Origin of the sequence: Enterobacter cloacae complex sp. SHL009, assembly GCF_049237205.1 — a bacterium.
Lineage (GTDB): Bacteria > Pseudomonadota > Gammaproteobacteria > Enterobacterales > Enterobacteriaceae > Enterobacter > Enterobacter cloacae_M.
The window spans coordinates 1-23,241 of record NZ_JBMKIW010000007.1 but is presented as its reverse complement, the minus strand read 5'-3'; the positions used below and the strand labels follow the sequence as shown (position 1 = coordinate 23,241).

Below are 23,241 nucleotides of genomic sequence, written 5' to 3'. Positions count from 1 at the left end.
ATTAAGGAAAAATAATGACTATAAAAAAATCAGCGCTGGCGGCAACGATCGGCGCGGCAGTGGCATTGACTACCTTCGCTTCTCAGGCGGAAATCACCGTTCTTAAGCAGGATCCTCAGGTGGGTAACCCGCTGAGCCGCCTGAACTTTACCGTTGGCGGCAGTATTCGTCCTCAGTTCCAGAACATGACCGGCGACGATGGTAAAAACAGCTACAAGCGTAACGGCTTTGACGGCGGCACCCGTTTCCGTTTCGCGGCTGATTACTATCTGTTTGATGACATCAGCTGGATCAGCTACTACGAGCTGGGTGTCAATATTCCTGCGCAGTTTAACTGGGATCATCACTACGCCGACGGCGCACACGACACCACGCGTCGTATGCTCTATACCGGTCTGAAGAGCGACACCTGGGGTACGCTGACCTTCGGTCAACAGAACAGCGTTTACTATGATGTGGTGGGCGCGAAAACCGATATCTGGGACTACGACATGATCGGCCAGGCTCCGGGTAACGGGATCAACGGCGATTACGACGGTTCTTACCGTTCACGCCAGATGCTGAAATATAAGAAAACCGTGGGTGATGCCGATATTTATGCATCCTACCTGTTTGAAGACAGCGAATACCTGCCGGGCAACGGCCTGCGCTACAAGCGTAAAGGCGGCGGCTCGCTGGGTCTGGATTACCACCTGACCACCGACCTGACCTGGGGCGCGGCGTGGAACTACACCCGCGCGGACATGCGTAACCCGGACAACGGCGACAGCAAAACCTACGACCAGAACATCCTCGGTACCGCGCTGAGCTGGACGCCGGACAACTGGACCTTCTCCGCTGGCGGCGGCTGGTACCAGAACTTCCTGACCACCAAAAAAGTGTCTGTTAACGACTACTTCGCCGGTGATGCATGGGGTATTGAATACTTTGCGGGCTACAAGTTCCCAATCGGTCAGTACGCGGTCAAATCCATCCAGCCTTACTTCATGGGTGACCGTATTGAGTACGTGAACGGCCGTAACTACCAGCGCATCGACAACGGCGTGGGTATCAGCTTCCAGCTGGATTACGGCTTCCGCGTGGATTACGAACACGTGTTCACATCCAGCACCGACAACCTGGGCGATATGAACCTGGTGCGTCTGCGTTACGACTTCTAAGTCGTTTTGTAGGGGGCGGCCTGATGCCCTCACCCTGACCCTCTCCCACGGGGAGAGGGAACAAACATTAAAAACGGCAACCCTGGTTGCCGTTTTGCTTTTACCTCGCCATCCGACTTTATTTTAGCGATCAAGCCATTCGGCAACGTCTTCAAACGTCCCGCGATACACAATCTTCTCCGCCTTTTTCTCCAGCTGATAGCCGTACATCGGGTCGTAATAGTCCTTCAGCAGCGGCGCAAGCCAGCTGAAGTGCGCCTCTGTGCTGCCGGAGCGTTGCTGTTCCAGCAGCGCGGAATCTAACAGCGCGGTGAATTCTGCATACCGCTGCAGCCCCAGACGGCGGCGAATGGCGAACAGGCCATGGTGCAAATACTCGCTGTATTCTTTCCAGCCCGCGTCTTCACCGTAGGCAGCCGAAAAATCCGCCCACATGTGATCGAAATACTCTTCGCGCAGGCGCTCAAGACGGACGTCAAACGGGTCTTCGACGACAACGATAGGGGCTTCAACCATGCGGTCGCGCAGGCACTCCGGCAGATGGTTGGAGCCAATCATCCGGCCTTCATCTTCCAGCACCCAGCGCGCGGCGTCTTTTTTCAGGAGCTCAGCCGCAAGGTGATTTTCAAAGCTCGCCTGGGAAAGCTGCGGCGTGAGCGTGCGGCCAAACGACGAACCGCGATGGTGCGCCAGCCCTTCCAGATCGATCCCCTGCGCGTGCTGCTTCACCAGCAGGGTTTTACCGTTTCCGGTACAGCCGCCAATAAGCACCATCGGCTTTTGTGACTGCTCGATGGTCACCTGAATCGCCGTCTGACGCAGGGCCTTATAGCCGCCGCGGATCAGCGGGTAGTCGATGCCCGCCTCTTTCAGCCAGGCCTGAGAGATATGCGAGCGCTGGCCGCCGCGCGCGCAGCAGAGAAAGCCCTCAGGATGGGCAAGGCTGGCCTCGCGCCAGGCGTTGATGCGTGCCTCACGCGTCTCGCCGCTCACCAGCTGATGGCCGAGCGCCAGCGCGGCTTCGGGGCCCTGGCGCTTATAGCAGGTGCCGACGGCGGCGCGCTCGTCGTCGTTCATTAAGGGCAGGTTGATCGCCGCAGGCATCGCGCCCTGGGCAAATTCGATCGGCGCGCGAACGTCGATTAAAGGGGTATCAGACGCGAGGATCGCGCGATAGTCCGTTCCATCGTTCATGGTTATTCCAGAAGAAAACTCAGCAGCAATGGGCGGGGATTGTACGCCGGGGAAGGGGAAGGTCAACTCCCCGGCGCAGATGTCTTACTTGAGCTTTGACTGTGCCCAGACAATACCGCTCGCATATTCCGGCGGCAGGAGCGGGATCATGGCTTCCAGGGTGGCGCTCAGGCGACCCGTGTCGCTGTCGTTCAGGTTCAGGTGACCGACCTTACGACCCGCGCGGACCTCTTTGTCATACCAGTGCAGATGCACGAGCGGCAGCTTCAGCCAGTCGTAGTTCAGATCGGTGCCGATCAGGTTGATCATCACCGACGGGCTGTTCACCACCGGCTGCGGCAGCGGCAGGTCGACGATCGCGCGCAGGTGCAGCTCGAACTGGCTGATGGACGCGCCGTTTTGCGTCCAGTGCCCGCTGTTGTGCACGCGCGGCGCAAGTTCGTTGATCAGCAGACCGGACGGGGTGATAAAGCACTCCATCGCCATGACGCCTACATACCCGAGTTCGTGCATGATGGCAGAGAGCATATCTTCCGCCTGCGCCTGCTGGTCAGCATTGGCGTGCGGGAAGGCGACGCTGGTGCGCAGAATGCCGTCCTGATGCAGGTTATGCGTCAGCGGATAAAAGACGGTATGCCCGTTGTGCCCGCGCGCGCCAACCAGCGACACTTCACCGCTAAAGTTGATGCCCTGCTCAACGATGCACTCGCCGTAGCAGTCGTCCGGCAGTTCTGCCGTTTCATCTGCACGCAGGCGCCACTGGCCGCGGCCGTCGTAACCGCCCACGCGGCGCTTCACGATTGCCAGCTCGCCCAGCATCGCGAAAACGTCATTCCACTCGCTTTTATCGGACAGGAGCTGCCACGGCGCGGTCGGCAGACCGAGCTTGTCGAACAGCTGCTTTTGCGTCAGACGGTCGGCGATGATCGGGAACACGTCGCGGTTAACGAAGGCGTTATGACGCGCCAGCTCGCGGGTCAGAGCCGTTTCCGGCCAGCGTTCGATCTCGGCGGTGATCACGCTCTGGTGGAACGGTACGGCTTCCGGTTCGGCGTCCAGCCCGACGGGCCAGACGGCAATACCCAGCGGCTCACCGGCCTGACGCAGCATGCGGCCTAGCTGGCCGTTACCGAGGACGCAAACCTGCTTCATGCCGCACCCCGCGGGTCCGGATTGTCCAGCACCTCGTCGGTCTGGGCTTTACGCCACTCCGCCAGACGCTGGTGTAATGCTTTATCGTGCGTCGCAAGAATTTGCGCCGCCAGCAGGGCGGCATTGGCAGCACCCGCTTTACCAATCGCCAGCGTGCCGACAGGAATACCGCGCGGCATCTGGACGATGGAGTAGAGGCTATCCACACCGCTTAACGCGGCGCTTTGGACCGGAACGCCCAGTACCGGCACCAGGGTTTTGGCGGCAATCATGCCTGGCAGATGTGCTGCGCCGCCCGCACCGGCAACGATCACCTCATAACCGTTCTCTTCGGCGCTTTCGGCGAAGCTGAACAGTTTGTCCGGTGTACGGTGCGCGGAGACCACTTCAACGTGGTGCGGAACATTCAGGATTTCAAAGATTTCGGCGGCGAACTGCATGGTAGCCCAGTCGCTTTTGGACCCCATCACGATGGCGACACGCGCCGGATTATTGCGGGAAGACATGCGTCTTAAAACTCCTGTGGTGCGAAACACACTGCTTTCGAGGGCACAGAGAATAGCATGTTATACGGGCAAGGAAAACGGTTGCGCGGTTAAAAGGTGAGCAGTTATGGCGAGAAAGCGATAACAAAAAAGACCGCACGATGGCGGTCTTTTGTGTGATGTTACTGAAGATCCCCTGCGGACAGGTTCTCGTTGTCGAACGCGCGGCTGACATCGATATGATTTACCATGCTGGTGTCGGCATTCGAGCCTGATTTTGGCACGGAGAAGCGATTCTCCGCGGCCTGTGCGCCTGTGGACACCACGACTGCCAGCAGCAGGGTACTTACGATGCTGATGTTTTTCATTCTCTGTTCCTTCCTCATCGTATTGTCGCTGTCGCACGTCGTAGCTGGCGGCACGGCAATCAGGGTTTTTATTTAGTCAGTTCTGCGGTCATGTACACGCGGTTGTTGACCTTCGCGCTCGTGATTTTATAAGAGGCATTCTGCTCGGCGGCCTGCGCGGCAATTTTCGCTTCTGCGCGGTCAAGGGTAGAGGCGGTTGCGCTCACGCTTTGAGCGAAAGAACCGAAAGAAACCAGGGAAAGAGCGGCAACTGCAACGAAAGTTTTGATGGATTTCATGGTCGTATTCCTTAAGTATTTTATCTGGGATAGGGCGTGTTGCCCTGATGTGATAAATAATAAGCCGACCACGGGCTGATTAAAATCGAAACAATTTGCCGATATTGTTCAAAAAAATAGAATGATAGTGTGAGGGGTTAGAACGGAAACGCGATCAGCTCCACGCCCTCTGGCGTGACTTTGACCATGGAGCCTTCGGTGTGCCAGGCACCCAACACCACGCGATGGGCCGCTTCGCCGTTGGCGATAAGGGAATGGACGTCAGGACGGTGCGTATGACCGTGGATCAACCACTGAACGCCATGCTTTTCCATCACGCTCACCACGGCCTGCGGGTTCACGTCCATGATGGTCATGGATTTGCTGCTGTTGGCGGCTTTACTGCCCGCGCGCATTCTGGCTGCGATGCGGTTGCGGATAAACAGCGGCAGCGCAAGGAACACCTTTTGGATCCACGGGGTGTGGACTTTGGCGCGAAATGCCAGGTAGCCAGTATCGTCGGTGCAGAGCGTGTCTCCGTGCATGATCAGGACCCTGCGGCCATAGAGATCGAGCACCTGCTCTTCCGGCAGCAGCGTCATGCCGCTTTCGCGGGCGTAGCGCTTGCCGAGCAGGAAATCACGGTTGCCGTGAATGAAGTAGCAGGGAACGCCGGAATCCACGAGGGCGTGAATGGCGGCTGCCATTTCACGGTGCAGCGGGTTAGGGTCGTCGTCGCCAATCCAGGCTTCAAAGAGGTCGCCCAGGATGTACAGCGCATCGGCGCTTTTCGCTTCACCGCGTAAAAAACGCAGAAAACCGGCGGTTATCGCCGGTTCTTCTGTTTGCAGATGCAGATCCGCAATAAAGAGTGTCGCCACGAATTACTCGCTGACGGTCACGCTTGTAATCACAACGTCTTCTTTAGGAACGTCCTGGTGCATACCGCTGCGGCCAGTAGCGACGGCTTTGATCTTGTCAACCACGTCCATACCTTCAACCACTTCTGCGAATACGCAGTAGCCCCAACCCTGCAGGCTTTCGCCGGAGAAGTTCAGGAAGTCGTTATCAGCCACGTTGATGAAGAACTGCGCGGTGGCAGAGTGCGGAGCCTGAGTACGGGCCATTGCCAGCGTACCGCGGGTGTTTTTCAGACCGTTGTTCGCTTCGTTTTTGATCGCTTCTTTGGTCTCTTTCTGGTTCATGCCAGGTTCAAAACCGCCGCCCTGGATCATAAAGCCGTTGATCACGCGGTGGAAAATGGTGTTGTTGTAGAAACCTTCGCGGCAGTAGTCCAGGAAGTTTTTAACTGTTTCAGGCGCTTTGTCATCAAAGGTTTTGATTACGATATCGCCATGATTAGTGTGGAAAGTAACCATTTTTGCATCCTGTTCCGTTATTGTGGTACGTCGACCCGCGTTCGGGTCATCTATAGGGGCTTGTTATAGCATAACCACAGGATGCGATCACCTTGCATTGTGTGCTGCTTCGGGTTTGAATTACGGGTAGAATAGCCGGTTTTCAACCACACACGTGTTTACATGGAATCTTCGATGTTAAAAATCTTTAATACAATGACGCGCCAGAAAGAGGAATTTAAACCTATCCATGCCGGGGAAGTCGGCATGTACGTGTGTGGTATTACGGTTTACGATCTCTGTCACATTGGCCATGGCCGTACCTTTGTCGCTTTTGACGTGGTGTCACGCTACCTGCGTTTTCTGGGCTATACCCTTAAATACGTGCGTAACATCACCGACATCGACGACAAAATCATCAAGCGCGCAAATGAAAACGGCGAAAGCTTCGTTGCGCTGGTCGATCGCATGATCGTCGAGATGCATAAAGATTTTGACGCCCTGAATATTCAGCGCCCGGACAGCGAGCCGCGCGCGACCCACCACATTCACGAAATTATTGAGATCACCGAAAAGCTGATCGCACGCGGCCACGCGTACGTTGCGGACAACGGTGACGTGATGTTCTCCGTGCCGACGGACCCAACCTACGGTGCGCTTTCCCGTCAGGATCTGGATCAGCTGCAGGCCGGGGCGCGCGTTGACGTAGTTGACGTGAAGCGTAACCCGATGGACTTCGTACTGTGGAAAATGTCCAAAGAGGGCGAGCCAAGCTGGCCATCCCCGTGGGGCGAAGGCCGTCCGGGCTGGCACATTGAATGTTCCGCGATGAACTGCAAGCAGCTGGGCAAGCACTTCGACATTCACGGCGGCGGTTCGGACCTGATGTTCCCGCACCATGAAAATGAAATCGCGCAGTCCACCTGCGCCCACGGCGGCGAGTACGTTAACTACTGGATGCACTCCGGGATGGTAATGGTTGACCGCGAGAAAATGTCTAAATCGCTGGGTAACTTCTTCACCGTGCGCGACGTGCTGAAGTATTACGATGCGGAAACCGTGCGCTACTTCCTGATGTCCGGCCACTATCGCAGCCAGCTGAACTACAGCGAAGAGAACCTGAAACAGGCACGCTCGGCGCTGGAGCGTCTGTATACCGCGCTGCGCGGTACCGACAGGTCTGTTCCTGCTGCTGGCGGCGAAGCGTTCGAAGCCCGCTTTGTTGAGGTGATGAACGACGACTTCAACACCCCGGAAGCGTACTCCGTGCTGTTCGACATGGCGCGCGAAGTAAACCGCCTGAAGTCAGAAGATATGGCCGCGGCGAATGCGCTGGCATCCCATCTGCGTAAGCTCTCCTCCGTGCTCGGCCTGCTGGAGCAGGATCCGGACGCGTTCCTGCAGAGCGGTGCGCAGGCGGACGACGGTGAAGTGGCGGAAATTGAAGCGTTGATCAAAGCGCGTCTGGAAGCGCGTCAGGCAAAAGACTGGGCGGCGGCAGATGCGGCGCGCAACCGTCTGACCGAGATGGGCATCATTCTGGAAGATGGCCCGCAGGGCACCACCTGGCGCCGTAAGTAATTTTCCCCTCACCCTAACCCTCTCCCGCAGGGAGAGGGAATTGTTAGGTTTTCTCCCTCTCCCCGTGGGAGAGGGCCGGGGTGAGGGCATCAGCGCGCACGTTTCCTCCACCACAGCAACCCCATCAGCACGACTCCCGGCAGCCACACCCACAGCAGTTCTGACACGATCACCTGATGCCCGTACGGCGTGGTATAGCGCGACAGCGCAAACGGCGCGACCTTAATGACCTGCCACGGCGCAAAGAAGCGTTCATCTGACCACGGCCACAGCCAGCCGACGCCTTTCCCGCCCGTGGTAATCGAATCCAGCAGGCTGTGCGACAGCAAAGACACGGTTAAAAACAGCCAGCACCGCGCCAGGCTGGCCCGGAACCATCGTCGGCCAATCAGCACGCAGAGTATCGGCACCACAAAGGCGAACAGCAGGGAGTGGGTAAAGCCGCGATGGCCGAAAACATTGCCGTACGCGACGCCGAACTTGAACGCCAGCACGTCGGCATCCGGCAGCATGGCGAGGACAATTCCGGCAAACAGCAGGCGGGGAGGAATCACTTTGGTTCCGAGGCCTAAGCCCAGACAAAGCGGAACAGCAGCGTGCGTAATAACGGTAGGCATTGCGATTATCCATGGCAAATCATGGAAATATAGCAGCAATCCCGCGCCGGCAGATCCGCGTCAAATTCTTATTTTTACGCCGACTCGCGTGCGATAAGCTGCCCGGAAAGCGTAATGCGCTGGGTTTGCAGCGTCGGCTCCTTCAGCGTACGAATAATCAGCCCGGCAGCCTGACGCCCGGTCTCTTCGCTGGCGGACGACACGTAGGTGAATGACGGCGAGGTGAGGTTAACGTGGAGCATATCTTCGAAACCGACCAGCGCGACCTGCTGCGTCAGAAACACATCTTTACCCACCGTTCGTCCCACCTGATGAATACCGGAGATGGAGCCGATCATGGCATCCGGAGAGTGGCAGAGGAGGGCGGTGATGGTGTTGTTTTTTTCCAGCAGCTGGCGGGTGGCGAAACCCGCAGCCAGGGTGTCATCGCTGCAGGCCGGAGAATATTCATCCCGCCAGACCAGCCCGTTCTGCGTCATCGCGCTGCGAAAACCGAGCAGGCGCTGTTCGCGAATAAGGCAGCCTTCACGTCCGCCAATGTAGGCGATATTGCGATGGCCGCGCTCGATAAGATAACGCACCGCCAGATTTGCCGCCTGACGGTTATCGCGCATCACCAGATTGCATTTTTCATCCAGCAGCGACTGCGAGACCACCACCAGCGGCAGCGGGCAGCGGCGAATCTGCTCCGGCAGGGTAGACGTGCGGGTATCGGAGGCCAGATAGATAACCCCGGCGACGCCCTGCTGCTTAAACGACAGCAGGCAGCGCTCAAGATGGTCATGGTCGTTCTGGGGCTGGCCGAGAAAAACCATATACCCCTGTTTTTCAAGATCCTGGACGATGCTCGCCATCACCTTGATGGAGAAACTGTCGCTAAAGTCACGGAGGATCAGGCCAATCAGATTGGACGTATTGGCGCGGAGATTGGCAGCGGCAACGTTATGAACATAGCCCAGCGTATTGATGGCAGCGTTGACCTTCTCGATCGTTGCCTCTGAGATTTTCCCTTTCTGGCGCAAAACCAGCGAGACGGTTGAGACCGACACGCCCGCGTGCTTTGCGACATCAATAATGCTGACTTTCTTCAAAACCGCTCCCTGAAATTCACCGATTATCAGTCAGATACGACAATGCGTCTCCCAGACTACAGGAGACGCGTCGTTCAGGCATCTTATTATTTGCCGATCATGGTGGACATGGTCTGGGCGATAAACTGTGCTCTGGCACCGAAAATCACCTGAATACCGTTGTCGCCGACGAAGACCACGCCGCGCGCGCCGAGTCCGTTCAGGCCGTCCTTATCGACCACCTCGCTTTTTGCCACTTCCAGGCGAAGGCGGGTGATACACGAGCCGACGGAGTCGATGTTATGCGCCCCGCCCAGCAGGGTAATGATCTCGGTCGCGAGTTCTGAATCAGACTTATCATCCGCGTTGGCGGTCACTTCAGTGCGGCCCGGCGTTTTCACGTCGAAACGACGGATCACAAAGCGGAACGTGAAGTAATAAATCAGGCCCATTGGAATGCCGATGATAATCGCATTCAGGAAGTTGGTCTTGTAGCCGTTAAAGGACGGCAGGATCCCGAATGACAGATAGTCGATAAAGCCCGCCGAGAACGACTTGGCGATATGCGCATGCAGAAGATACATGGTCATGTAGGCCAGGCCCGCCATGATGGCGTTAAAGACGTACAGGATCGGCGCCACGAAGATAAAGGTAAACTCGACCGGTTCGGTGATCCCCGTCAGGAAGCAGGTCAGCGCCGCGGAGAACAGAATACCGGCCGCGATTTTCTTATTCTTCGTATGGGCTTCGTGATACATCGCCAGGCACGCGGCGGGCAGCGCGAACAGCATCAGCGGGAATTCGCCCTGCATGAATTTACCGGCATTCTGGTAGGTGTCGCTGCTGAAGGATTTCACTCCTTCTTCCAGCATCTTGAACCAGATGGTCTGGTCGCCGTGGATCACCTGTCCTGCCTGGGTGGTGTAATCCCCGAACGAATACCAGAAGGACGGATACCAGATGTGGTGCAGGCCGAGCGGGATCAGCGCGCGCTCTACCAGACCGAAGATAAAGGTCGACGCCGCCTGATTATCGCCGTTAACCACCACGGAGAGCGCGTCGATACCGGCCTGGATATGCTGCCACACGTACGGCAGCAGCAGCCCCATCAGGAACGACAGAAACGCCGTTGCAATGGCCACGAAGCGCTTGCCGGAGAAAAAGCCCAGGAACTCCGGCAGCTGCATGGTGTGGAAGCGGTTATAGCACCAGGCCGCGAGAATACCGCAGATCAGGCCGCCGAAGACGCCCATCTGCAGCGTCGGGATGCCGACGACCATGGCGTATTTCCCTCCCTGGGAGGCCATTTCCGGCGTGATGCTCAGCACGGTGCTGATGGTGATATTCGTGACAAACACCGACACCGCCGCAGACAGCGCGGCGATACCGGATTCTGACGCCAGACCCACGGCGGAGCCAATGGCAAACAGCATCGGCAGGTTATCAAAGATAACCCCGCCCGCGTTCATCATCAGCGGCAGATGGAACTTATCGCCGAAGGCCAGCAGCAGGCCCGCAGCGGGAAGCAGTGAAATTGGCAGCATTAAGGCGCGACCAATCATCGATAACTTAGACAGCGATTTAACAAACCCTGATATCAGACTCATGCTGATTTCCCCCGAGTAGCGCTTTTTTGGCGCTGTTATTGTAAGTATAACGTTTTAGTAGAACGTTCTACTTATCGTGGGCAAAGAGTGAAAAACGCGCAACAGAATTTTCATATTTCAACAGATGAAATAGTGATTATTTGAAGTTGATCGATAAATAACCGCGATGGGTGTGAGGGGATTTAATATCCCCTCTCCCTGTGGGAGAGGGTTGGGGTAAAGGCATAAAACGGCTCAGGCCGTAACGGTTACGCTCTGGCCTTCAAAGCTCACGGTCTGGCCCGCGACAATCTTGCAGCGCTTGCGCGTTTCTACCACGCCGTCGACTAAAACCCGCCCGTCGGCGATAACGATTTTCGCCTGCGCGCCGCTTTCGCTCCAGCCTTCCAGCTTCAGCAGATCGCACAGCTCAACGTGCGGGTGTTTGCCTAATGAAAATGTGGCCATCTTATGCTTCCTCTACGTCGTGGTACTCTTCGCACGCCTGCAAAGTATTCTGAATCAGTGTTGCAACGGTCATCGGGCCCACGCCGCCCGGGACTGGCGTAATGTATGAGGCGCGCGCCGCGGCATCTTCGTACACCACGTCGCCGACCACTTTTCCGTTTTCCAGACGGTTAATCCCGACGTCCACGACAATCGCGCCCTCTTTGATCCACTCGCCCGGAATAAAGCCCGGCTTGCCGACCGCGACGATCAGCAGATCGGCGTTCTCGACGTGGTGACGCAGGTTTTTGGTGAAGCGGTGGGTCACGGTGGTGGTGCAGCCCGCCAGCAGCAGCTCCATGCTCATCGGGCGGCCCACGATGTTGGACGCACCGATAACCACGGCGTTCAGACCGTAGGTGTCGATGTTATAGCGCTCCAGCAGCGTCACAATGCCGCGCGGCGTGCACGGGCGCAGACGCGGCGCGCGCTGGCACAGACGGCCAACGTTGTACGGATGGAAACCGTCCACGTCTTTATCCGGTGCGATACGCTCCAGCACCTTCACGTTGTCGATACCCGCCGGCAGCGGCAGCTGAACCAGAATACCGTCGATCTCTCTGTCGGCATTCAGGGTGTCAATAAGTTCCAGCAGTTCTGCTTCGCTGGTGGTTTCCGGCAAATCGTAAGAGCGGGAGACGAAGCCCACCTCTTCACACGCTTTGCGCTTGCTGCCGACATAAATTTGCGATGCCGGGTTGCTGCCAACCAGCACAACGGCCAGCCCGGGGGCGCGTTTTCCGGCAGCTTTACGCGCCTTCACTTTTTCCGCGACCTCAGAGCGCACCTGCTGCGCAATCGTTTTACCGTCAATAATCTTTGCTGCCATCAGAGAGAAGATTCCGTCTGTAACGTTTGAAAGGGGGGATGGCGTGTATTTTGTCAGAAGCGAGCGTCGCTGTCAGTCACCCTTTACGCGTTTTTATCAGGGAGAAGCAAAAACCCTTCTTAGGGGATGGTCAATTTCTTAGGCGGTATTAGGATGTGACCTGGCGAAATGGCAGCGTTTTGACATATTTAAAAAACGCGTCCTGAGCTACTTTGTCTCCTCCGAAATAAGCTTTCAATTAATCAATTGAACGTATTTCTTATTCCCGATTATTCGCGGGAAGGGTTATTTACATTTTAAAGGAATAGACATGAAACTCAGCAACATTGCTTCTACTGTTATTGCTACTTTGGCCCTGGTTGCAGGTGCCGCAAATGCAGCAGATCCTGCTGCGCCGGTTTCCGTTAATGGCGGTACCGTACATTTTAAAGGTGAGCTGGTTAATGCGGCTTGTTCAGTAAATACTGATTCTTCCGAGCAGACCGTTAATCTGGGCCAGTATCGTACCGCGAAATTTACCAAAGTGGGCGACACCACCTCTAATATTCCATTCAACATTGAACTGAATGATTGCGATCCGCTGGTTGCCAAAACTGCCGCTGTTGCGTTCACCGGTCAGATCGACCCAACCGACAAAACCCTGCTGGCCGTGACCTCCGGTAACAACGACAACACCGCGAAAGGCGTGGGTATCGAGATCCTCGACAGCAAATCCAGCGTTCTGACCCCAGACGGCGCGACCTTCTCTGCTGCGCAGACGCTGATCGAAGGGACCAACACCCTGAAGTTCACCGCGCGTTACAAATCAACTGCTGCCACCACTGAGCCAGGCCAGGCGAACGCTGACGCCACCTTCGTAATGAAATACGAGTAATTCCTCCGCACAGGGATGTTCAGGCCTCACGGACGAGGCCCGTCATACGCAAATGCCAGGAACGAAGGATGACAAGGACTGGAACACTACTGCTGTTAACCCTTGCGATGGCTTGCCCGGCATCGGCGCATACCGTGGTGATCGAAGGTGGGAAGGTTCATCTCAGAGGTGAACTGGTGAACGGCGGCTGCGCCGTGGCGCCCGACAGCCAGAATATGCGCATCGACATGGGGCAGTACCGAACCAATTCATTTTCCGGCGTGGGTAGTTTTTCCACGGTTAACGTGCCTTTTACCGTGCGGCTGCTGGACTGCAGCGTTGATGTTTCGCGCACCGTGGGGATCCAGTTTCAGGGCGTGACGCCCGCAGAAGATCCGCAGGTCTTTCTGGCGACATCGCGGCCGGGTGAAACGCCCGTCAGCAGCGGCGTGGGGCTGGCGCTCTTTGACGAACAGCAGCGTCAGATTATCCCAAACGCCACGGCCGTCAGCTGGCTGCCGATCGATACCCGCGAGCTCGCGTTCCATTTTAGCGCCCGCTATCGGGCTATTTCCGAACACCTCGAGCCAGGCAAAATTCAGTCGGATGTCTGGTTTACGTTGATTTATCCATAACACCTGCGAACACATTATTAAAGGTACGGTTGTGATGAATACCCTAATTAAACCAGGACTTTTTTTATCGTTTATTTTGATGATGGTTTCTGCCTGCGCAAATGCTTCCGGCGGTATTGCGCTGGGGGCCACGCGCGTTATTTATCCCGCAGAGGCGAAGCAAACGTCGCTGGCGATCACCAACAGCAACAAACAGGAACGCTATTTAATTAACGCGTGGATCGAAAATGCGAGCGGGCAAAAAGAAAAAACCTTTGCCGTCACTCCCCCCCTGTTTGTCAGCGAGCCGAACAGTGAAAACACGCTACGTATTATTTACGCCGGGCCAGCGCTGCCAGCCGATCGTGAATCGCTCTTTTACATGAACGTGAAGGCGATTCCGTCGGTGAACAAAGCGAAAACGGAAAACAATAACGTGCTGCAGCTGGCGATCCTCTCACGCATCAAGCTGTTTGTGCGCCCGAACAACCTGGCGATGCAGCCGGAAGAGGCGCTTTCCCAGCTGCGGTTTGAGCGCGCGGGCAGCCATCTCAAGGTCAGCAACGCTTCCCCGTATTACATCACCCTCGTCAATCTGAAGATGGGCGGGCAGACGCTGGAAAACCTGATGGTTGCGCCGAAAAGCTCGGCACAGCAGGTGCTGCCAGCCGGTGCTAGCGGCACGCTTTCCTGGCAGAGCGTGAATGACTACGGTGCCATCACTCCGGCGCGTAGCGTCAACCTGTGAGCAGAGTCAGGGCGATGAAAAAGCACCAGAGACGTTACTGCCCGGTTGCGCTGGCGCTGATGGCTGCGCTCTGGCCGCAGGCTGGCTGGAGCGAAAGTTATTTCAACCCGGCCTTCTTGTCCGACGACACCGCCAGCGTGGCGGATTTGTCGCGTTTTGAACAAGGACACCAGCAGGCACCCGGCGTTTATCGCGTGGATATCTGGCGTAACGATGAGTTTATCGGTACCCAGGACGTGCGTTTTGAGCAGGCCGAGAACACGCCGCCGGTGGCGGGCGGTTTGTCGGCCTGCATTACGCGCGCGATGCTCGATCGCTTTGGCGTCAACGTCGCGGCGTTTCCCGAGCTGGCTAAGGTACAGGGCGACACCTGCGTTCCGTTGACCACGGCCATACCCGGCAGCGAAACGGTATTCAACTTTGCCTCCCAGCGTCTGGACGTCAGCCTGCCGCAGGTGGCGTTGCAAAACAACGCCCGAGGCTACATTCCGCCTGAACAGTGGGATGAAGGCATTCCCGCCGCGCTGGTGAACTACAGCTTCACCGGTAACCGGGGAAGCGAAGACGACAGCTATTATCTGAACCTGCAGAGCGGGTTGAACTATGGCGCCTGGCGTTTACGTAACAACGGCGCATGGCGGTACACGCAGAATAACGGGCAGCGGCACAGCGAGTGGCAGAATATCGGCACCTGGGCGCAGCGCACCGTCATCCCGCTCAAAAGCGAACTGGTGCTGGGCGACAGCAATACCGGGAATGACGTCTTCGACAGCATGGGTTTTCGCGGCGGGCGGCTCTTCTCGTCTGACAGCATGTACCCGGACAGCCTGCAGGGCTACGCGCCGACCGTGCGCGGGATCGCCCGTACGCCAGCAAAAGTGGTAGTTCGCCAGAACGGCTACGTTATCTATCAAAGCTATGTGCAGCCGGGCGCATTTGCGATTACCGATCTTAACCCGACCTCCTCAAGCGGTGACCTGGAAGTCACGGTCGAAGAGAAAGACGGTACCCAGCAGCGCTATACCGTGCCGTACTCCACCGTCCCGCTTCTGCAGCGTGAAGGGCGCTGGAAGTATGATCTCGTTGCCGGGGATTACCGCAGCGGTAACAGCGAGCAGGATACGCCGTTCTTCACTCAGGGCACCCTGATTACCGGTCTTGCCAACGGTTACACGCTCTACGGCGGTACGCAGCTGGCGTCACGCTATACCGCGGTGGCCGTAGGGGCCGGAAAAAACCTGGGCGACTGGGGCGCGGTCTCGCTCGATATCACCCACGCCCGCAGCCAGCTCGCGGACGACAGCAAGCATGAAGGCCAGTCTCTGCGCTTCCTCTACGCGAAATCCCTTAACGGCTTCGGCACCAACTTCCAGCTGCTGGGCTACCGCTACTCCACAAAAGGGTTTTACACCCTCGACGATGTCGCCTGGCGCTCAATGGAGGGCTATCAGTATGCCGATAGCCAGAACGATAACGATGTGCCGGACGTGCAGAGCTATCACAACCTGACGTGGAATAAAAAAGGCCGTTTCCAGCTCAACGTTTCTCAGTCTCTCGGGGACTACGGCTCGGTCTATATCTCCGGCAGCGAGCAGACCTACTGGGGAACAGACGAGACGAACCTCTGGTACCAGCTGGGCTACGCGGGCGGCGTGAAGGGGATCAACTACTCCGTCTCGTGGTCGTGGAACAAATCCGTCGGGATAGACGGCACCGATCGGATCGCGTCGTTTAACGTCTCCGTGCCGTTCAGCCTCTTTACCCACCAGGGCTATCGCCGGGACAGCGCGATTGACCGCGCCTACGCTACGGCATCCGCCAGTCGAAACAGCGATGGCGACACAAGCTGGCAAACCGGCGTCAGCGGAACGCTGCTGGAAGACCGCAACCTGAACTACAGCGTGACTCAGGGACACGCCAGCACCAACGGCTCAAGCGGAAGCGCCAGCGCCAACTGGCAGGCGACCTACGGCACGCTGGGCGTGGGCTACAACTATTCCCGCGATCAGCACGATCTCAACTGGCAGCTATCCGGCGGGGTGGTCGGCCACGCCGACGGCGTGACCTTCAGCCAGCCGCTGGGCGACACCAACGTGCTGATCAAAGCGCCGGGGGCATCGGGCGTCAGTATTGAAAACCAGACCGGCGTGAAAACCGACTGGCGAGGCTACGCGGTGATGCCGTATGCCACCGTCTATCGCTACAACCGCGTGGCGCTGGATACCAACACCATGAGCAACAACACCGATATCGAAAACAACGTGAGCAGCGTGGTGCCGACTAAAGGCGCGCTGGTACGCGCCAGCTTTGATACCCGCATTGGCGTGCGCGCCCTGCTGACGGTAACGCGCGGCAACCAGCCCGTGCCGTTCGGCGCGGTGGTGCGTGAGACCAAAAGCGGCGTGACCAGCATGGTGGGGGATGACGGGCAAATTTACCTGAGTGGGCTGCCGCTGGAGGGCGAACTGCTGATCCAGTGGGGCGACGGGGCGCAGTCCCAGTGTCGCGCACCTTACAGCTTGTCTGAACAGAGCCTGCAACAGGCAATCACACTGAAGGGGATTCGCTGTGAATAAAACCCAACTCTTTGCCTTGTCGCTTCTGGCGTTACTGCCCGCGACAAACGCGTTAGCCACCGTGTGCGTCAATGAAAAAGGCGTACCGACGGAGGTGCATTACGACCTGACGGATAAATTCAACAGCTCGAACAATCACATTGGGCAAGTGGTGACGCTCAACGAGAAGACGCAGTGGGTCGGGGTGAATGCCGTCTGCCCGAAGGGGACGACCGGAAATACCACCAAGCGCAGCTATGTCACCGATTATCCGGTAACGGGAACGAGCGATGGCTATCAATATCTGAAGCTTAACGACTATCTGGACGGGGCGATGAAAATCACCGACAGCTATGCTGGCGCGTTTTATCCGCCCAAAAGCTATATCCAGATGGGGAGCCATCCTAACGTTTCAAAAAACAAACCGTTTGGCGTTCAGGACTCCAGCCTGGTCTTCCGTCTTAAGGTTACCCGGCGTTTTATCAACATGGTGGTGATCCCGCGTGCCACCATGTTCCGCGTTTACGTCACCACGACTTCTTCCGATCCGCTCACCACGCCGGTCTATACCATTAGCTACAGCGGAACCATTCAGGTGCCGCAAAGCTGCGCCATTAATGCCGGTAACGTGGTGGAGTTTGATTTCGGCGACATCGGCGCCTCTTTGTTCAGCAAGGCGGGCGTGGGTAACAAGCCGGAAGGCGTCTCATCGCAAAGCAAAACCATCGCCATCAAATGCACCAACGTGGAGGCGAACGCCATGCTGACGATGCGCGTCGAGGCGGAAAAAGTCTCTGATAATGTGCTGGTGTCGGATAACCCGGACGTGGGGTTCATCATTGCCAACGAGAGCGGGGTGCCGCTGACGCCCAACAACCTGACGAGCAAAATTCCGTTCCGCCTTGACGACAGCGCGCAGGCGCAGGTGGGGATCCGGGTATGGCCGGTGAGCGTGACGGGCAATAAGCCAGCGGAAGGGCGCTTCACCTCGCGCGGGTATTTGCGCGTGGATTACGACTAAGGAGCCGATATGCGAAACGGGATCCGTTTTATCACCGTGGCGCTCTTTGCGCTTTGCACACAGGCTCAGGCGGACACCGCCCTGGGCGAGATTAACATTCGGCTTTACGGCAATATCGTCGATTTTACCTGCGTTGCCGAGGGCAGCGACAGCGACAAGGCCGTCCCGCTGGGCACCTGGCCCACGAAACAGCTCAGCACCACCGGGAGCCGCACGCAGCCTATGCCGTTTACGCTGAAGCTGACCGGCTGCCCGCCGGGCGCGGCGTCCATTACGTTTTCGGGTAAAGCCGACGGGAGCAATAGCGGCCTGCTGGCGCTGAATGACGCCAGTACAGCAAGCCATGTCGCCGTTGAGATCAGGGATGCGGATAAAACTCGCCTGGCGCTTCAGCAGGCCAGCCAGCCGGTCTCGGTTGATGCGCAGGGAAATGCGATTCTGTCATTTTATGCCAATTATATTGCCACTGCCGATAACCCTCAGCCCGGACGGGCCGATGCGGATGCCACCTTCATGATTAATTATAATTAGCACTGACCGCACTCCCTGCAGCTCAGATAAGCTGCGGGGAGTGAATTCAGGTTATAGCAGCTCGTGGGCTTTAGCGTAATCAATTAATTCCACGATGCTTTGTACACCCAGCTTGGAATAAATATTGGATTTATGTGCGCTAATGGTCTTGTTGCTTAATAGCAGCTGTTCAGCAATTTCCTTGTTGGATAATCCATTCGCCAGATACCGTAATACCGTGACCTCGCGATTCGATAATGGCATATCTACTGCCATCCCTTTCCCGGAACCCAGGTGGTTTATAAAGTTCAGGGTTTCTGACGGGAAAAAGGAATAGCCCATCAGGATCATTTCTACGGCGTTGTAGATCTCACCCAAATCTTTTCGTTTACTGACGAAGCCATTTGCCCCGGCGCGAATGGCGCGACCCGCGTAAAATAACTCTGATTTAGACGAGAGGAACAAAACCTTAATGTTCTTGTTTAAGTTTCTGATTCTCTTAAGTAAAGCGAAAGCATCCGTGCCCGTGAGTTCAATGTCAAGGATCACCAGATCGATAGGGTGATTGCGGATACAGTCAAGGACTTCATGGCTATCGCCAGACTTGAGCTTGACTGTGATATTCTTATTTTTCTGTAGCAGGACTTCTATCGACATTCTGACGATAGGATGTTCGTCCATAATGATAACGGATGCCGGTTTCATTTTTAATGCCTCAGATTGTTAAAAGCGTTATGCAGAGTTTGGTAAAACTCTCGAAATGCCGGAAGGATATAATGTGCAGATCCCTATACCGTAGTATTTCCCTGGAAAGAGCGAAAGCATCCTTGTTTACGTAATGAAAAGAACTATGCCTCAGCGCGGTCATCTCATTAGGCTGGTGTTGGCAAAAAGGTTTTTCTTATTCATATTTGATACGCATCTTATTATACAGGGTAAGTTTTTTCCGAAAACCCTGTAAATTAATATGAGGGTATTGGTTTGTATTATCTTCTGGATCTGAATCGCTATTTTTTTAAAATTAGCGGAAATATCCTGTTATCTCATTTACCGCATATTTTCATCTTTATGTAATAACAAAAAATAACAGATATCTCTGTATGTTGATTAATTGTTAACAAAAATACACCTCTTTTAAAGGGACAAACCCACAGAGGTGAGGTTGAAAATTGCCCTCGCAGGCCGTCAGACCTTCATCTGAAAACGCCCAGGTTTACCCGAAGGCCCGCATCTCCTGTACAGGAGAACATGCTATCCGCTTCGCTTTTTCCTCCTGGCAGTTGTCGCTAAGTTGCTTGTTTTTACATCATTATCATCCTGTTAACGCCTTCTTCATTCACTTAACGGATGGAGGAAAGTGCTGCCGTTTCGTTAATCTGTGGCATTTCACAAGGTTCACATCCATAAATTAGGAATAGTTATAAATTCGATTTTTTTGTTAAAAATTAACATTTTTGCAACGATGGTGGTAAGTAAATTCTTAAACCGCTTTAGGAAATAAGGGGTTAGGACGTGAGTGAAAACGTGCAGTCTGAGAGGTTATTAAGAAGATGGAGCAATTCCTGGCGATGGCTTAGCCCCAGCTTCAGCAGGATACAGCTGAGACGATAGATAATGCGGCTATAGGGGCGATTTTGCATAAGGGCAATCTGACGCAATGTCTTGCCCCGGGAAAGCTCCTGCAGGATGGGCCATTCGTTGCGCGAGAACCAGTCTTTCTCGGTACCCGGCGGAGGGAGGGGATCCAGCAGGCTGTGCTGGAGCGCAGCGGCGTTCAGCTGACGTTCGAGCACATGAAAGGGACCTGCCGCTTTGCAGAAGAGGCGGGTATCATAATTATCGGCCCGGACCAGCAGCCAGGGCGTCAGGAACGGAGGAAACAGGCTATGCCGTCTCAACTGATCCAGTTTCTCCAGAAGCCCCGTGGACCGGCTTTCAATATCCACGACCAGGCGGGCTGAAGGCCACTGCGTTTGAGCGATAAGGGCGTCGTCCAGCGTGGCGTAGTCGCAGCAGCTGCTCAGGGGAAACTGCGCGTTGAGAAAACCGGTGCGCAGGTAGTGATCCTCCGTCACCAGAAGGATAAACGGGGCGTCGGTTTTGCGGGGCTGGCTGATAGACTGGCTCAAAAATTCGAGCCGGTCGAAAAAGGGGGGAGCAAAAGGTGAGCGCGTAAATCCCAGTGCATCACTTCCTGTACGCCGCCGCCGGTAACGGCGCACTGTCATTCGCATGGTCTCCCTCCTGGAAATGGCTTTTTAATCCTCCGGCCATGTCCAGGACGGCCAGTAATATCCCTGGCCGAGGTCTGCGCCTGCCTGCAGTGCCCAGGTACGATCGCGTTCAGTCTCAATACCTTCAATAAGCACTTTCCCGGCAAGCTGAAAGCAAAGGGAAACCAGTTGCCTCAACTCAGGGGTGTCGCGTAAACGCCAGAATGCTTCCTTATCTATTTTGATGCCGCTTAACGGGAGTCGAAAGGATAAAAACGACTGCACTAAGACGTCATCGATGTCGTCCAGCCAGATTGCGTGCCCTCGTCTGCTCAACTGATGGAGATTCTGAACCACGAACTGCTTCTGTGCGACGGAAAGCGCCAAAATGGACGCGGGGTCGACAAACTCAATATTGAGCGGCACGCAGGATAATCTTATAAGTCGCTGAAAAGACGTGGGCTCTGTCAGAACGGTTATCGGCAGATTAATAAAAAGGTTATGACCTTGCGGCGTATTTTTTAACGTGGCAAGCTGCGCTTCAAGCAGCGTTATCGACCAGTCTGCGGGCCGATCGCAAAAAAAGTCCTCACTGTGCCGCGTGTCGGCCAGAACGCTAAGTACCTCGACGCCAACCTGACGCAATGAGGTAAGGGCGACGATGGGCTCAAGCTTAATGCCGACGATGTCCTGAGATATGTACTGTAACCGGGGGGGCGTATCGATCAGGTTTTGCGCTGTCACTCCATTGTCCTGTTGTCTGTCAGCCTCCAGGCGGCCGGGATACCTGACTCTAGTGTGACGAGCTGACGTTCGGGAAAACAGCAGGCGTTACTTAAATGCAACTAAGCCTTTTCGCAGCGCTAAATTTTACGGTGAAACAGGACAAAATGTTGAGAAAATAGCCGTATTTACAATCGACTAGCGGTAATTGACTCTGAAAACGGAAAAGGCATTGACTCACCTGCCATTGACCGTATAATTCTTCGCGTTTCACCACCGCGAAGTACACACTTCTCAGTGCGCCCTTAGCTCAGTTGGATAGAGCAACGGCCTTCTAAGCCGTAGGTCGTAGGTTCGAATCCTACAGGGCGTGCCATTATCACTTCTACTAACATCTCTCAAAGTCTACTTAATCCAGTAATACCAAGCCACTCAGCTAAATTTAGCTCTCCCTGCGTCTACTAAATTGTATTGAAATCCACACCAAAGTGGGGGTACATTCGGGGGTATATGCAGGTTCAATGGAAAGAGATACCCCCAATGAAGTTAACGGCACGCCAGATAAGCACAGCTAAGCCTCAGGACAAGCCCTACAAACTGGCGGATGGCGGTGGCCTGTATCTGCTTGTTAACCCCAATGGTTCCCGATACTGGCGACTGAAGTACCGCCTCGCAGGAAAAGAAAAGCTCCTGTCTATTGGCGTTTTCCCTGATGTAACCCTCGCTGAGGCAAGAGATAAGCGGAATGAAGCGAAGCGATTACTCGCTAATGGTGAAGATCCGTCTGAAGTTAAGCAGGCGGAGAAGCAAGCCAGAATACTCGCGGTGAATAACAGTTTTGAGTCTCTTGCACTTGAATGGCATGAACATAAGAAACCGAACTGGTCTTCCGGTTATGCTGACGACATTCTCGAATATCTGCGAAAAGATATTTTTCCTTATATCGGTAGAAAAGCTCTTACCGATATCAAACCAATGGACATGCTTTCTGTTCTGAAGAAGATGGAGGAACGCGGTGTCCTGGATAAGCTCAAGAAAACGAGACAGGCTTGCCGCCAGATATTCACTTATGCTGTCATCACTGGCAGGGCCGAGTACAATCCAGTCACTGATTTGGCAGGAGCTCTGAAATCCCCCAAACAGCAACATTTTCCTCATCTCTCACCAGCTCAACTTGGTCCCTTCAGACAAGCTGTCGACGCATATAGCGGCAGTAAAATTACCCGCATCGCGACATTACTTCTCATGTACCTCAGTGTACGAACCATCGAACTTCGTGCCGCAGAGTGGTCCGAGTTTGATCTCAGCAAAGATCTCTGGCTAATCCCTAAAGAGCGCATGAAAATGCGCCGGCCACACCTCGTTCCTATTCCGAGACAAGCCAAGGAGCTGTTGCTCGAACTCAAAGAGATTACCTGTAGAGGAAAGTATGTTTTCCCGGGGCGTAATGACGCAGGTAAGCCCATGAGCGAAGCCAGCATTAACCAGGTGATTAAACGTATCGGCTATGCCGGTAAAGCTACTGGCCATGGCTTCAGGCATACCATGAGCACTGTGTTACATGAACAGGGATTCAATTCTGCCTGGATAGAGGCGCAACTGGCGCATTCTGACAGAAACACGATACGTGGTACTTACAATCATGCTCAGTACATTGATGGGCGGCGCGAGATGCTTCAGTGGTATGCAGACTACCTAGATGGGTTGACTGTAAAAGTGGTGGGTTAGCCTGCTTGACCTGCTCCCCGTTGATTAATACACCGCGATGTTAGTAATGTCTTCATAAGCCACATGAGGACATCCCCATGAAGAAGCGTTTTTCCGACGAACAGATCATCAG

The 23,241-nt window shown here is 55.3% G+C and carries 24 protein-coding genes and 1 tRNA gene; 10 read left to right on the top strand and 15 right to left on the bottom strand.

The window, feature by feature from the left end; all coding sequences use genetic code 11:
- Positions 1-14: 14 nt before the first annotated feature.
- The gene (locus tag ACOTZC_RS16140; RefSeq protein WP_421635877.1) at positions 15-1,160 is read left to right on the top strand and encodes a porin; all 1,146 of its coding nucleotides are present in this window, start codon (positions 15-17) and stop codon (positions 1,158-1,160) included.
- A 123-nt stretch (positions 1,161-1,283) separates the two neighbouring features.
- On the opposite strand, the gene mnmH is transcribed toward ACOTZC_RS16140, so the two are convergent.
- The 7 genes from mnmH to ppiB all read right to left on the bottom strand — a co-directional run bounded on the left by mnmH (position 1,284) and on the right by ppiB (position 5,995).
- Positions 1,284-2,354: a tRNA 2-selenouridine(34) synthase MnmH gene (gene mnmH / locus ACOTZC_RS16135; protein ID WP_126302940.1), complete on the bottom strand. Its 1,071-nt coding sequence runs from the start codon at positions 2,352-2,354 to the stop codon at positions 1,284-1,286.
- A gap of 84 nt (positions 2,355-2,438) precedes the next feature.
- On the bottom strand, positions 2,439-3,506 hold the full coding sequence (gene purK / locus ACOTZC_RS16130) for a 5-(carboxyamino)imidazole ribonucleotide synthase (protein WP_045356447.1): 1,068 nt from the start codon (positions 3,504-3,506) through the stop codon (positions 2,439-2,441).
- Positions 3,503-4,012 carry a 5-(carboxyamino)imidazole ribonucleotide mutase gene (gene purE, locus ACOTZC_RS16125; protein ID WP_023310631.1) on the bottom strand — a complete coding sequence of 170 codons (510 nt, stop codon included), beginning with the start codon at positions 4,010-4,012 and terminating at the stop codon, positions 3,503-3,505. Before purE ends, purK begins: the two co-directional genes overlap by 4 nt.
- 161 nt (positions 4,013-4,173) lie before the next feature.
- Positions 4,174-4,359, bottom strand: coding sequence for a hypothetical protein (locus tag ACOTZC_RS16120; protein WP_029741050.1), 186 nt, complete (start codon positions 4,357-4,359; stop codon positions 4,174-4,176).
- A 68-nt stretch (positions 4,360-4,427) separates the two neighbouring features.
- The gene (locus ACOTZC_RS16115) at positions 4,428-4,637 is read right to left on the bottom strand and encodes a YdgH/BhsA/McbA-like domain containing protein (protein ID WP_023310633.1); all 210 of its coding nucleotides are present in this window, start codon (positions 4,635-4,637) and stop codon (positions 4,428-4,430) included.
- Between the two features lie 137 nt (positions 4,638-4,774).
- Entirely contained in the window at positions 4,775-5,497 is a 723-nt protein-coding gene (lpxH, locus tag ACOTZC_RS16110; protein WP_045400768.1) for a UDP-2,3-diacylglucosamine diphosphatase, read from the bottom strand.
- Positions 5,498-5,500: 3 nt separating this feature from the next.
- Positions 5,501-5,995 carry a peptidylprolyl isomerase B gene (gene ppiB / locus ACOTZC_RS16105; protein ID WP_023310635.1) on the bottom strand — a complete coding sequence of 165 codons (495 nt, stop codon included), beginning with the start codon at positions 5,993-5,995 and terminating at the stop codon, positions 5,501-5,503.
- A gap of 174 nt (positions 5,996-6,169) precedes the next feature.
- Here ppiB and cysS point away from each other — a divergent pair, with 174 nt between their 5' ends.
- Complete coding sequence (cysS, locus tag ACOTZC_RS16100) at positions 6,170-7,555, top strand: cysteine--tRNA ligase (RefSeq protein WP_045400770.1); 1,386 nt, start codon at positions 6,170-6,172, stop codon at positions 7,553-7,555.
- Between the two features lie 89 nt (positions 7,556-7,644).
- Here cysS and ACOTZC_RS16095 read toward each other — a convergent pair whose 3' ends face one another.
- The 5 genes from ACOTZC_RS16095 to folD form a co-directional block, all read right to left on the bottom strand.
- Positions 7,645-8,172, bottom strand: coding sequence for a metal-dependent hydrolase (locus ACOTZC_RS16095; RefSeq protein ID WP_045400772.1), 528 nt, complete (start codon positions 8,170-8,172; stop codon positions 7,645-7,647).
- A 74-nt stretch (positions 8,173-8,246) separates the two neighbouring features.
- A complete protein-coding gene (gene malI, locus ACOTZC_RS16090) occupies positions 8,247-9,263 on the bottom strand; it encodes a Mal regulon transcriptional regulator MalI (RefSeq protein ID WP_023310638.1) in 1,017 nt (338 codons plus the stop codon).
- Between the two features lie 86 nt (positions 9,264-9,349).
- The gene (locus ACOTZC_RS16085; RefSeq protein WP_045400775.1) at positions 9,350-10,849 is read right to left on the bottom strand and encodes a PTS transporter subunit EIIC; all 1,500 of its coding nucleotides are present in this window, start codon (positions 10,847-10,849) and stop codon (positions 9,350-9,352) included.
- Between the two features lie 234 nt (positions 10,850-11,083).
- Positions 11,084-11,296, bottom strand: coding sequence for a ribosome-associated protein YbcJ (gene ybcJ / locus ACOTZC_RS16080; RefSeq protein WP_045356450.1), 213 nt, complete (start codon positions 11,294-11,296; stop codon positions 11,084-11,086).
- A 1-nt stretch (position 11,297) separates the two neighbouring features.
- The gene (gene folD, locus ACOTZC_RS16075) at positions 11,298-12,164 is read right to left on the bottom strand and encodes a bifunctional methylenetetrahydrofolate dehydrogenase/methenyltetrahydrofolate cyclohydrolase FolD (protein WP_421635876.1); all 867 of its coding nucleotides are present in this window, start codon (positions 12,162-12,164) and stop codon (positions 11,298-11,300) included.
- 310 nt (positions 12,165-12,474) lie between these two features.
- Here folD and fimA point away from each other — a divergent pair, with 310 nt between their 5' ends.
- The 6 genes from fimA (at position 12,475) to sfmF (ending at position 18,486) form a co-directional block, all read left to right on the top strand.
- On the top strand, positions 12,475-13,038 hold the full coding sequence (gene fimA / locus ACOTZC_RS16070; RefSeq protein ID WP_023310641.1) for a type 1 fimbrial major subunit FimA: 564 nt from the start codon (positions 12,475-12,477) through the stop codon (positions 13,036-13,038).
- A gap of 68 nt (positions 13,039-13,106) precedes the next feature.
- Positions 13,107-13,652 carry a type 1 fimbrial protein subunit FimI gene (gene fimI, locus ACOTZC_RS16065; RefSeq protein WP_023310642.1) on the top strand — a complete coding sequence of 182 codons (546 nt, stop codon included), beginning with the start codon at positions 13,107-13,109 and terminating at the stop codon, positions 13,650-13,652.
- 34 nt (positions 13,653-13,686) lie between these two features.
- Positions 13,687-14,379 carry a type 1 fimbria chaperone FimC gene (fimC, locus tag ACOTZC_RS16060; protein WP_023310643.1) on the top strand — a complete coding sequence of 231 codons (693 nt, stop codon included), beginning with the start codon at positions 13,687-13,689 and terminating at the stop codon, positions 14,377-14,379.
- A gap of 14 nt (positions 14,380-14,393) precedes the next feature.
- Complete coding sequence (locus ACOTZC_RS16055; protein WP_421635875.1) at positions 14,394-16,955, top strand: fimbrial biogenesis usher protein; 2,562 nt, start codon at positions 14,394-14,396, stop codon at positions 16,953-16,955.
- Entirely contained in the window at positions 16,948-17,955 is a 1,008-nt protein-coding gene (fimH, locus tag ACOTZC_RS16050; protein WP_045400785.1) for a type 1 fimbria D-mannose specific adhesin FimH, read from the top strand. The genes ACOTZC_RS16055 and fimH overlap by 8 nt, the downstream gene beginning before the upstream one ends.
- A gap of 9 nt (positions 17,956-17,964) precedes the next feature.
- Complete coding sequence (gene sfmF / locus ACOTZC_RS16045; protein ID WP_045620360.1) at positions 17,965-18,486, top strand: fimbria assembly protein; 522 nt, start codon at positions 17,965-17,967, stop codon at positions 18,484-18,486.
- Positions 18,487-18,537: 51 nt separating this feature from the next.
- Here sfmF and fimZ read toward each other — a convergent pair whose 3' ends face one another.
- The 3 genes from fimZ to ACOTZC_RS16030 form a co-directional block, all read right to left on the bottom strand.
- Positions 18,538-19,170: a fimbria biosynthesis transcriptional regulator FimZ gene (fimZ, locus tag ACOTZC_RS16040; protein WP_033144828.1), complete on the bottom strand. Its 633-nt coding sequence runs from the start codon at positions 19,168-19,170 to the stop codon at positions 18,538-18,540.
- Between the two features lie 800 nt (positions 19,171-19,970).
- Positions 19,971-20,699 (bottom strand): helix-turn-helix transcriptional regulator, encoded by a 729-nt coding sequence (locus ACOTZC_RS16035; protein WP_045400791.1) that lies wholly within the window; start codon positions 20,697-20,699, stop codon positions 19,971-19,973.
- Positions 20,700-20,723: 24 nt separating this feature from the next.
- Positions 20,724-21,422, bottom strand: coding sequence for an EAL domain-containing protein (locus tag ACOTZC_RS16030; RefSeq protein ID WP_047173835.1), 699 nt, complete (start codon positions 21,420-21,422; stop codon positions 20,724-20,726).
- A gap of 278 nt (positions 21,423-21,700) precedes the next feature.
- On the opposite strand from ACOTZC_RS16030, the gene ACOTZC_RS16025 reads away from it, so the two are divergent.
- Together ACOTZC_RS16025 and ACOTZC_RS16020 are read left to right on the top strand one after the other, a co-directional pair.
- Positions 21,701-21,777: transfer RNA gene (locus tag ACOTZC_RS16025), tRNA-Arg, on the top strand.
- Between the two features lie 164 nt (positions 21,778-21,941).
- Positions 21,942-23,129 carry a tyrosine-type recombinase/integrase gene (locus tag ACOTZC_RS16020; protein WP_421635874.1) on the top strand — a complete coding sequence of 396 codons (1,188 nt, stop codon included), beginning with the start codon at positions 21,942-21,944 and terminating at the stop codon, positions 23,127-23,129.
- Positions 23,130-23,241: the final 112 nt, after the last annotated feature.

Excerpts from the sequence above, each read along its gene's own strand:
- ACOTZC_RS16140 (WP_421635877.1), top strand. The coding sequence starts at position 15 with ATGACTATAAAAAAATCAGCGCTGGCGGCAACGATCGGCGCGGCAGTG.
- mnmH (WP_126302940.1), bottom strand. The coding sequence starts at position 2,354 with ATGAACGATGGAACGGACTATCGCGCGATCCTCGCGTCTGATACCCCT.
- purK (WP_045356447.1), bottom strand. The coding sequence starts at position 3,506 with ATGAAGCAGGTTTGCGTCCTCGGTAACGGCCAGCTAGGCCGCATGCTG.
- purE (WP_023310631.1), bottom strand. The coding sequence starts at position 4,012 with ATGTCTTCCCGCAATAATCCGGCGCGTGTCGCCATCGTGATGGGGTCC.
- ACOTZC_RS16120 (WP_029741050.1), bottom strand. The coding sequence starts at position 4,359 with ATGAAAAACATCAGCATCGTAAGTACCCTGCTGCTGGCAGTCGTGGTG.
- ACOTZC_RS16115 (WP_023310633.1), bottom strand. The coding sequence starts at position 4,637 with ATGAAATCCATCAAAACTTTCGTTGCAGTTGCCGCTCTTTCCCTGGTT.
- ppiB (WP_023310635.1), bottom strand. The coding sequence starts at position 5,995 with ATGGTTACTTTCCACACTAATCATGGCGATATCGTAATCAAAACCTTT.
- cysS (WP_045400770.1), top strand. The coding sequence starts at position 6,170 with ATGTTAAAAATCTTTAATACAATGACGCGCCAGAAAGAGGAATTTAAA.
- ACOTZC_RS16095 (WP_045400772.1), bottom strand. The coding sequence starts at position 8,172 with ATGCCTACCGTTATTACGCACGCTGCTGTTCCGCTTTGTCTGGGCTTA.
- ACOTZC_RS16085 (WP_045400775.1), bottom strand. The coding sequence starts at position 10,849 with ATGAGTCTGATATCAGGGTTTGTTAAATCGCTGTCTAAGTTATCGATG.
- ybcJ (WP_045356450.1), bottom strand. The coding sequence starts at position 11,296 with ATGGCCACATTTTCATTAGGCAAACACCCGCACGTTGAGCTGTGCGAT.
- folD (WP_421635876.1), bottom strand. The coding sequence starts at position 12,164 with ATGGCAGCAAAGATTATTGACGGTAAAACGATTGCGCAGCAGGTGCGC.
- fimA (WP_023310641.1), top strand. The coding sequence starts at position 12,475 with ATGAAACTCAGCAACATTGCTTCTACTGTTATTGCTACTTTGGCCCTG.
- fimI (WP_023310642.1), top strand. The coding sequence starts at position 13,107 with ATGACAAGGACTGGAACACTACTGCTGTTAACCCTTGCGATGGCTTGC.
- fimC (WP_023310643.1), top strand. The coding sequence starts at position 13,687 with ATGAATACCCTAATTAAACCAGGACTTTTTTTATCGTTTATTTTGATG.
- ACOTZC_RS16055 (WP_421635875.1), top strand. The coding sequence starts at position 14,394 with ATGAAAAAGCACCAGAGACGTTACTGCCCGGTTGCGCTGGCGCTGATG.
- sfmF (WP_045620360.1), top strand. The coding sequence starts at position 17,965 with ATGCGAAACGGGATCCGTTTTATCACCGTGGCGCTCTTTGCGCTTTGC.
- fimZ (WP_033144828.1), bottom strand. The coding sequence starts at position 19,170 with ATGAAACCGGCATCCGTTATCATTATGGACGAACATCCTATCGTCAGA.
- ACOTZC_RS16035 (WP_045400791.1), bottom strand. The coding sequence starts at position 20,699 with ATGCGAATGACAGTGCGCCGTTACCGGCGGCGGCGTACAGGAAGTGAT.
- ACOTZC_RS16020 (WP_421635874.1), top strand. The coding sequence starts at position 21,942 with ATGAAGTTAACGGCACGCCAGATAAGCACAGCTAAGCCTCAGGACAAG.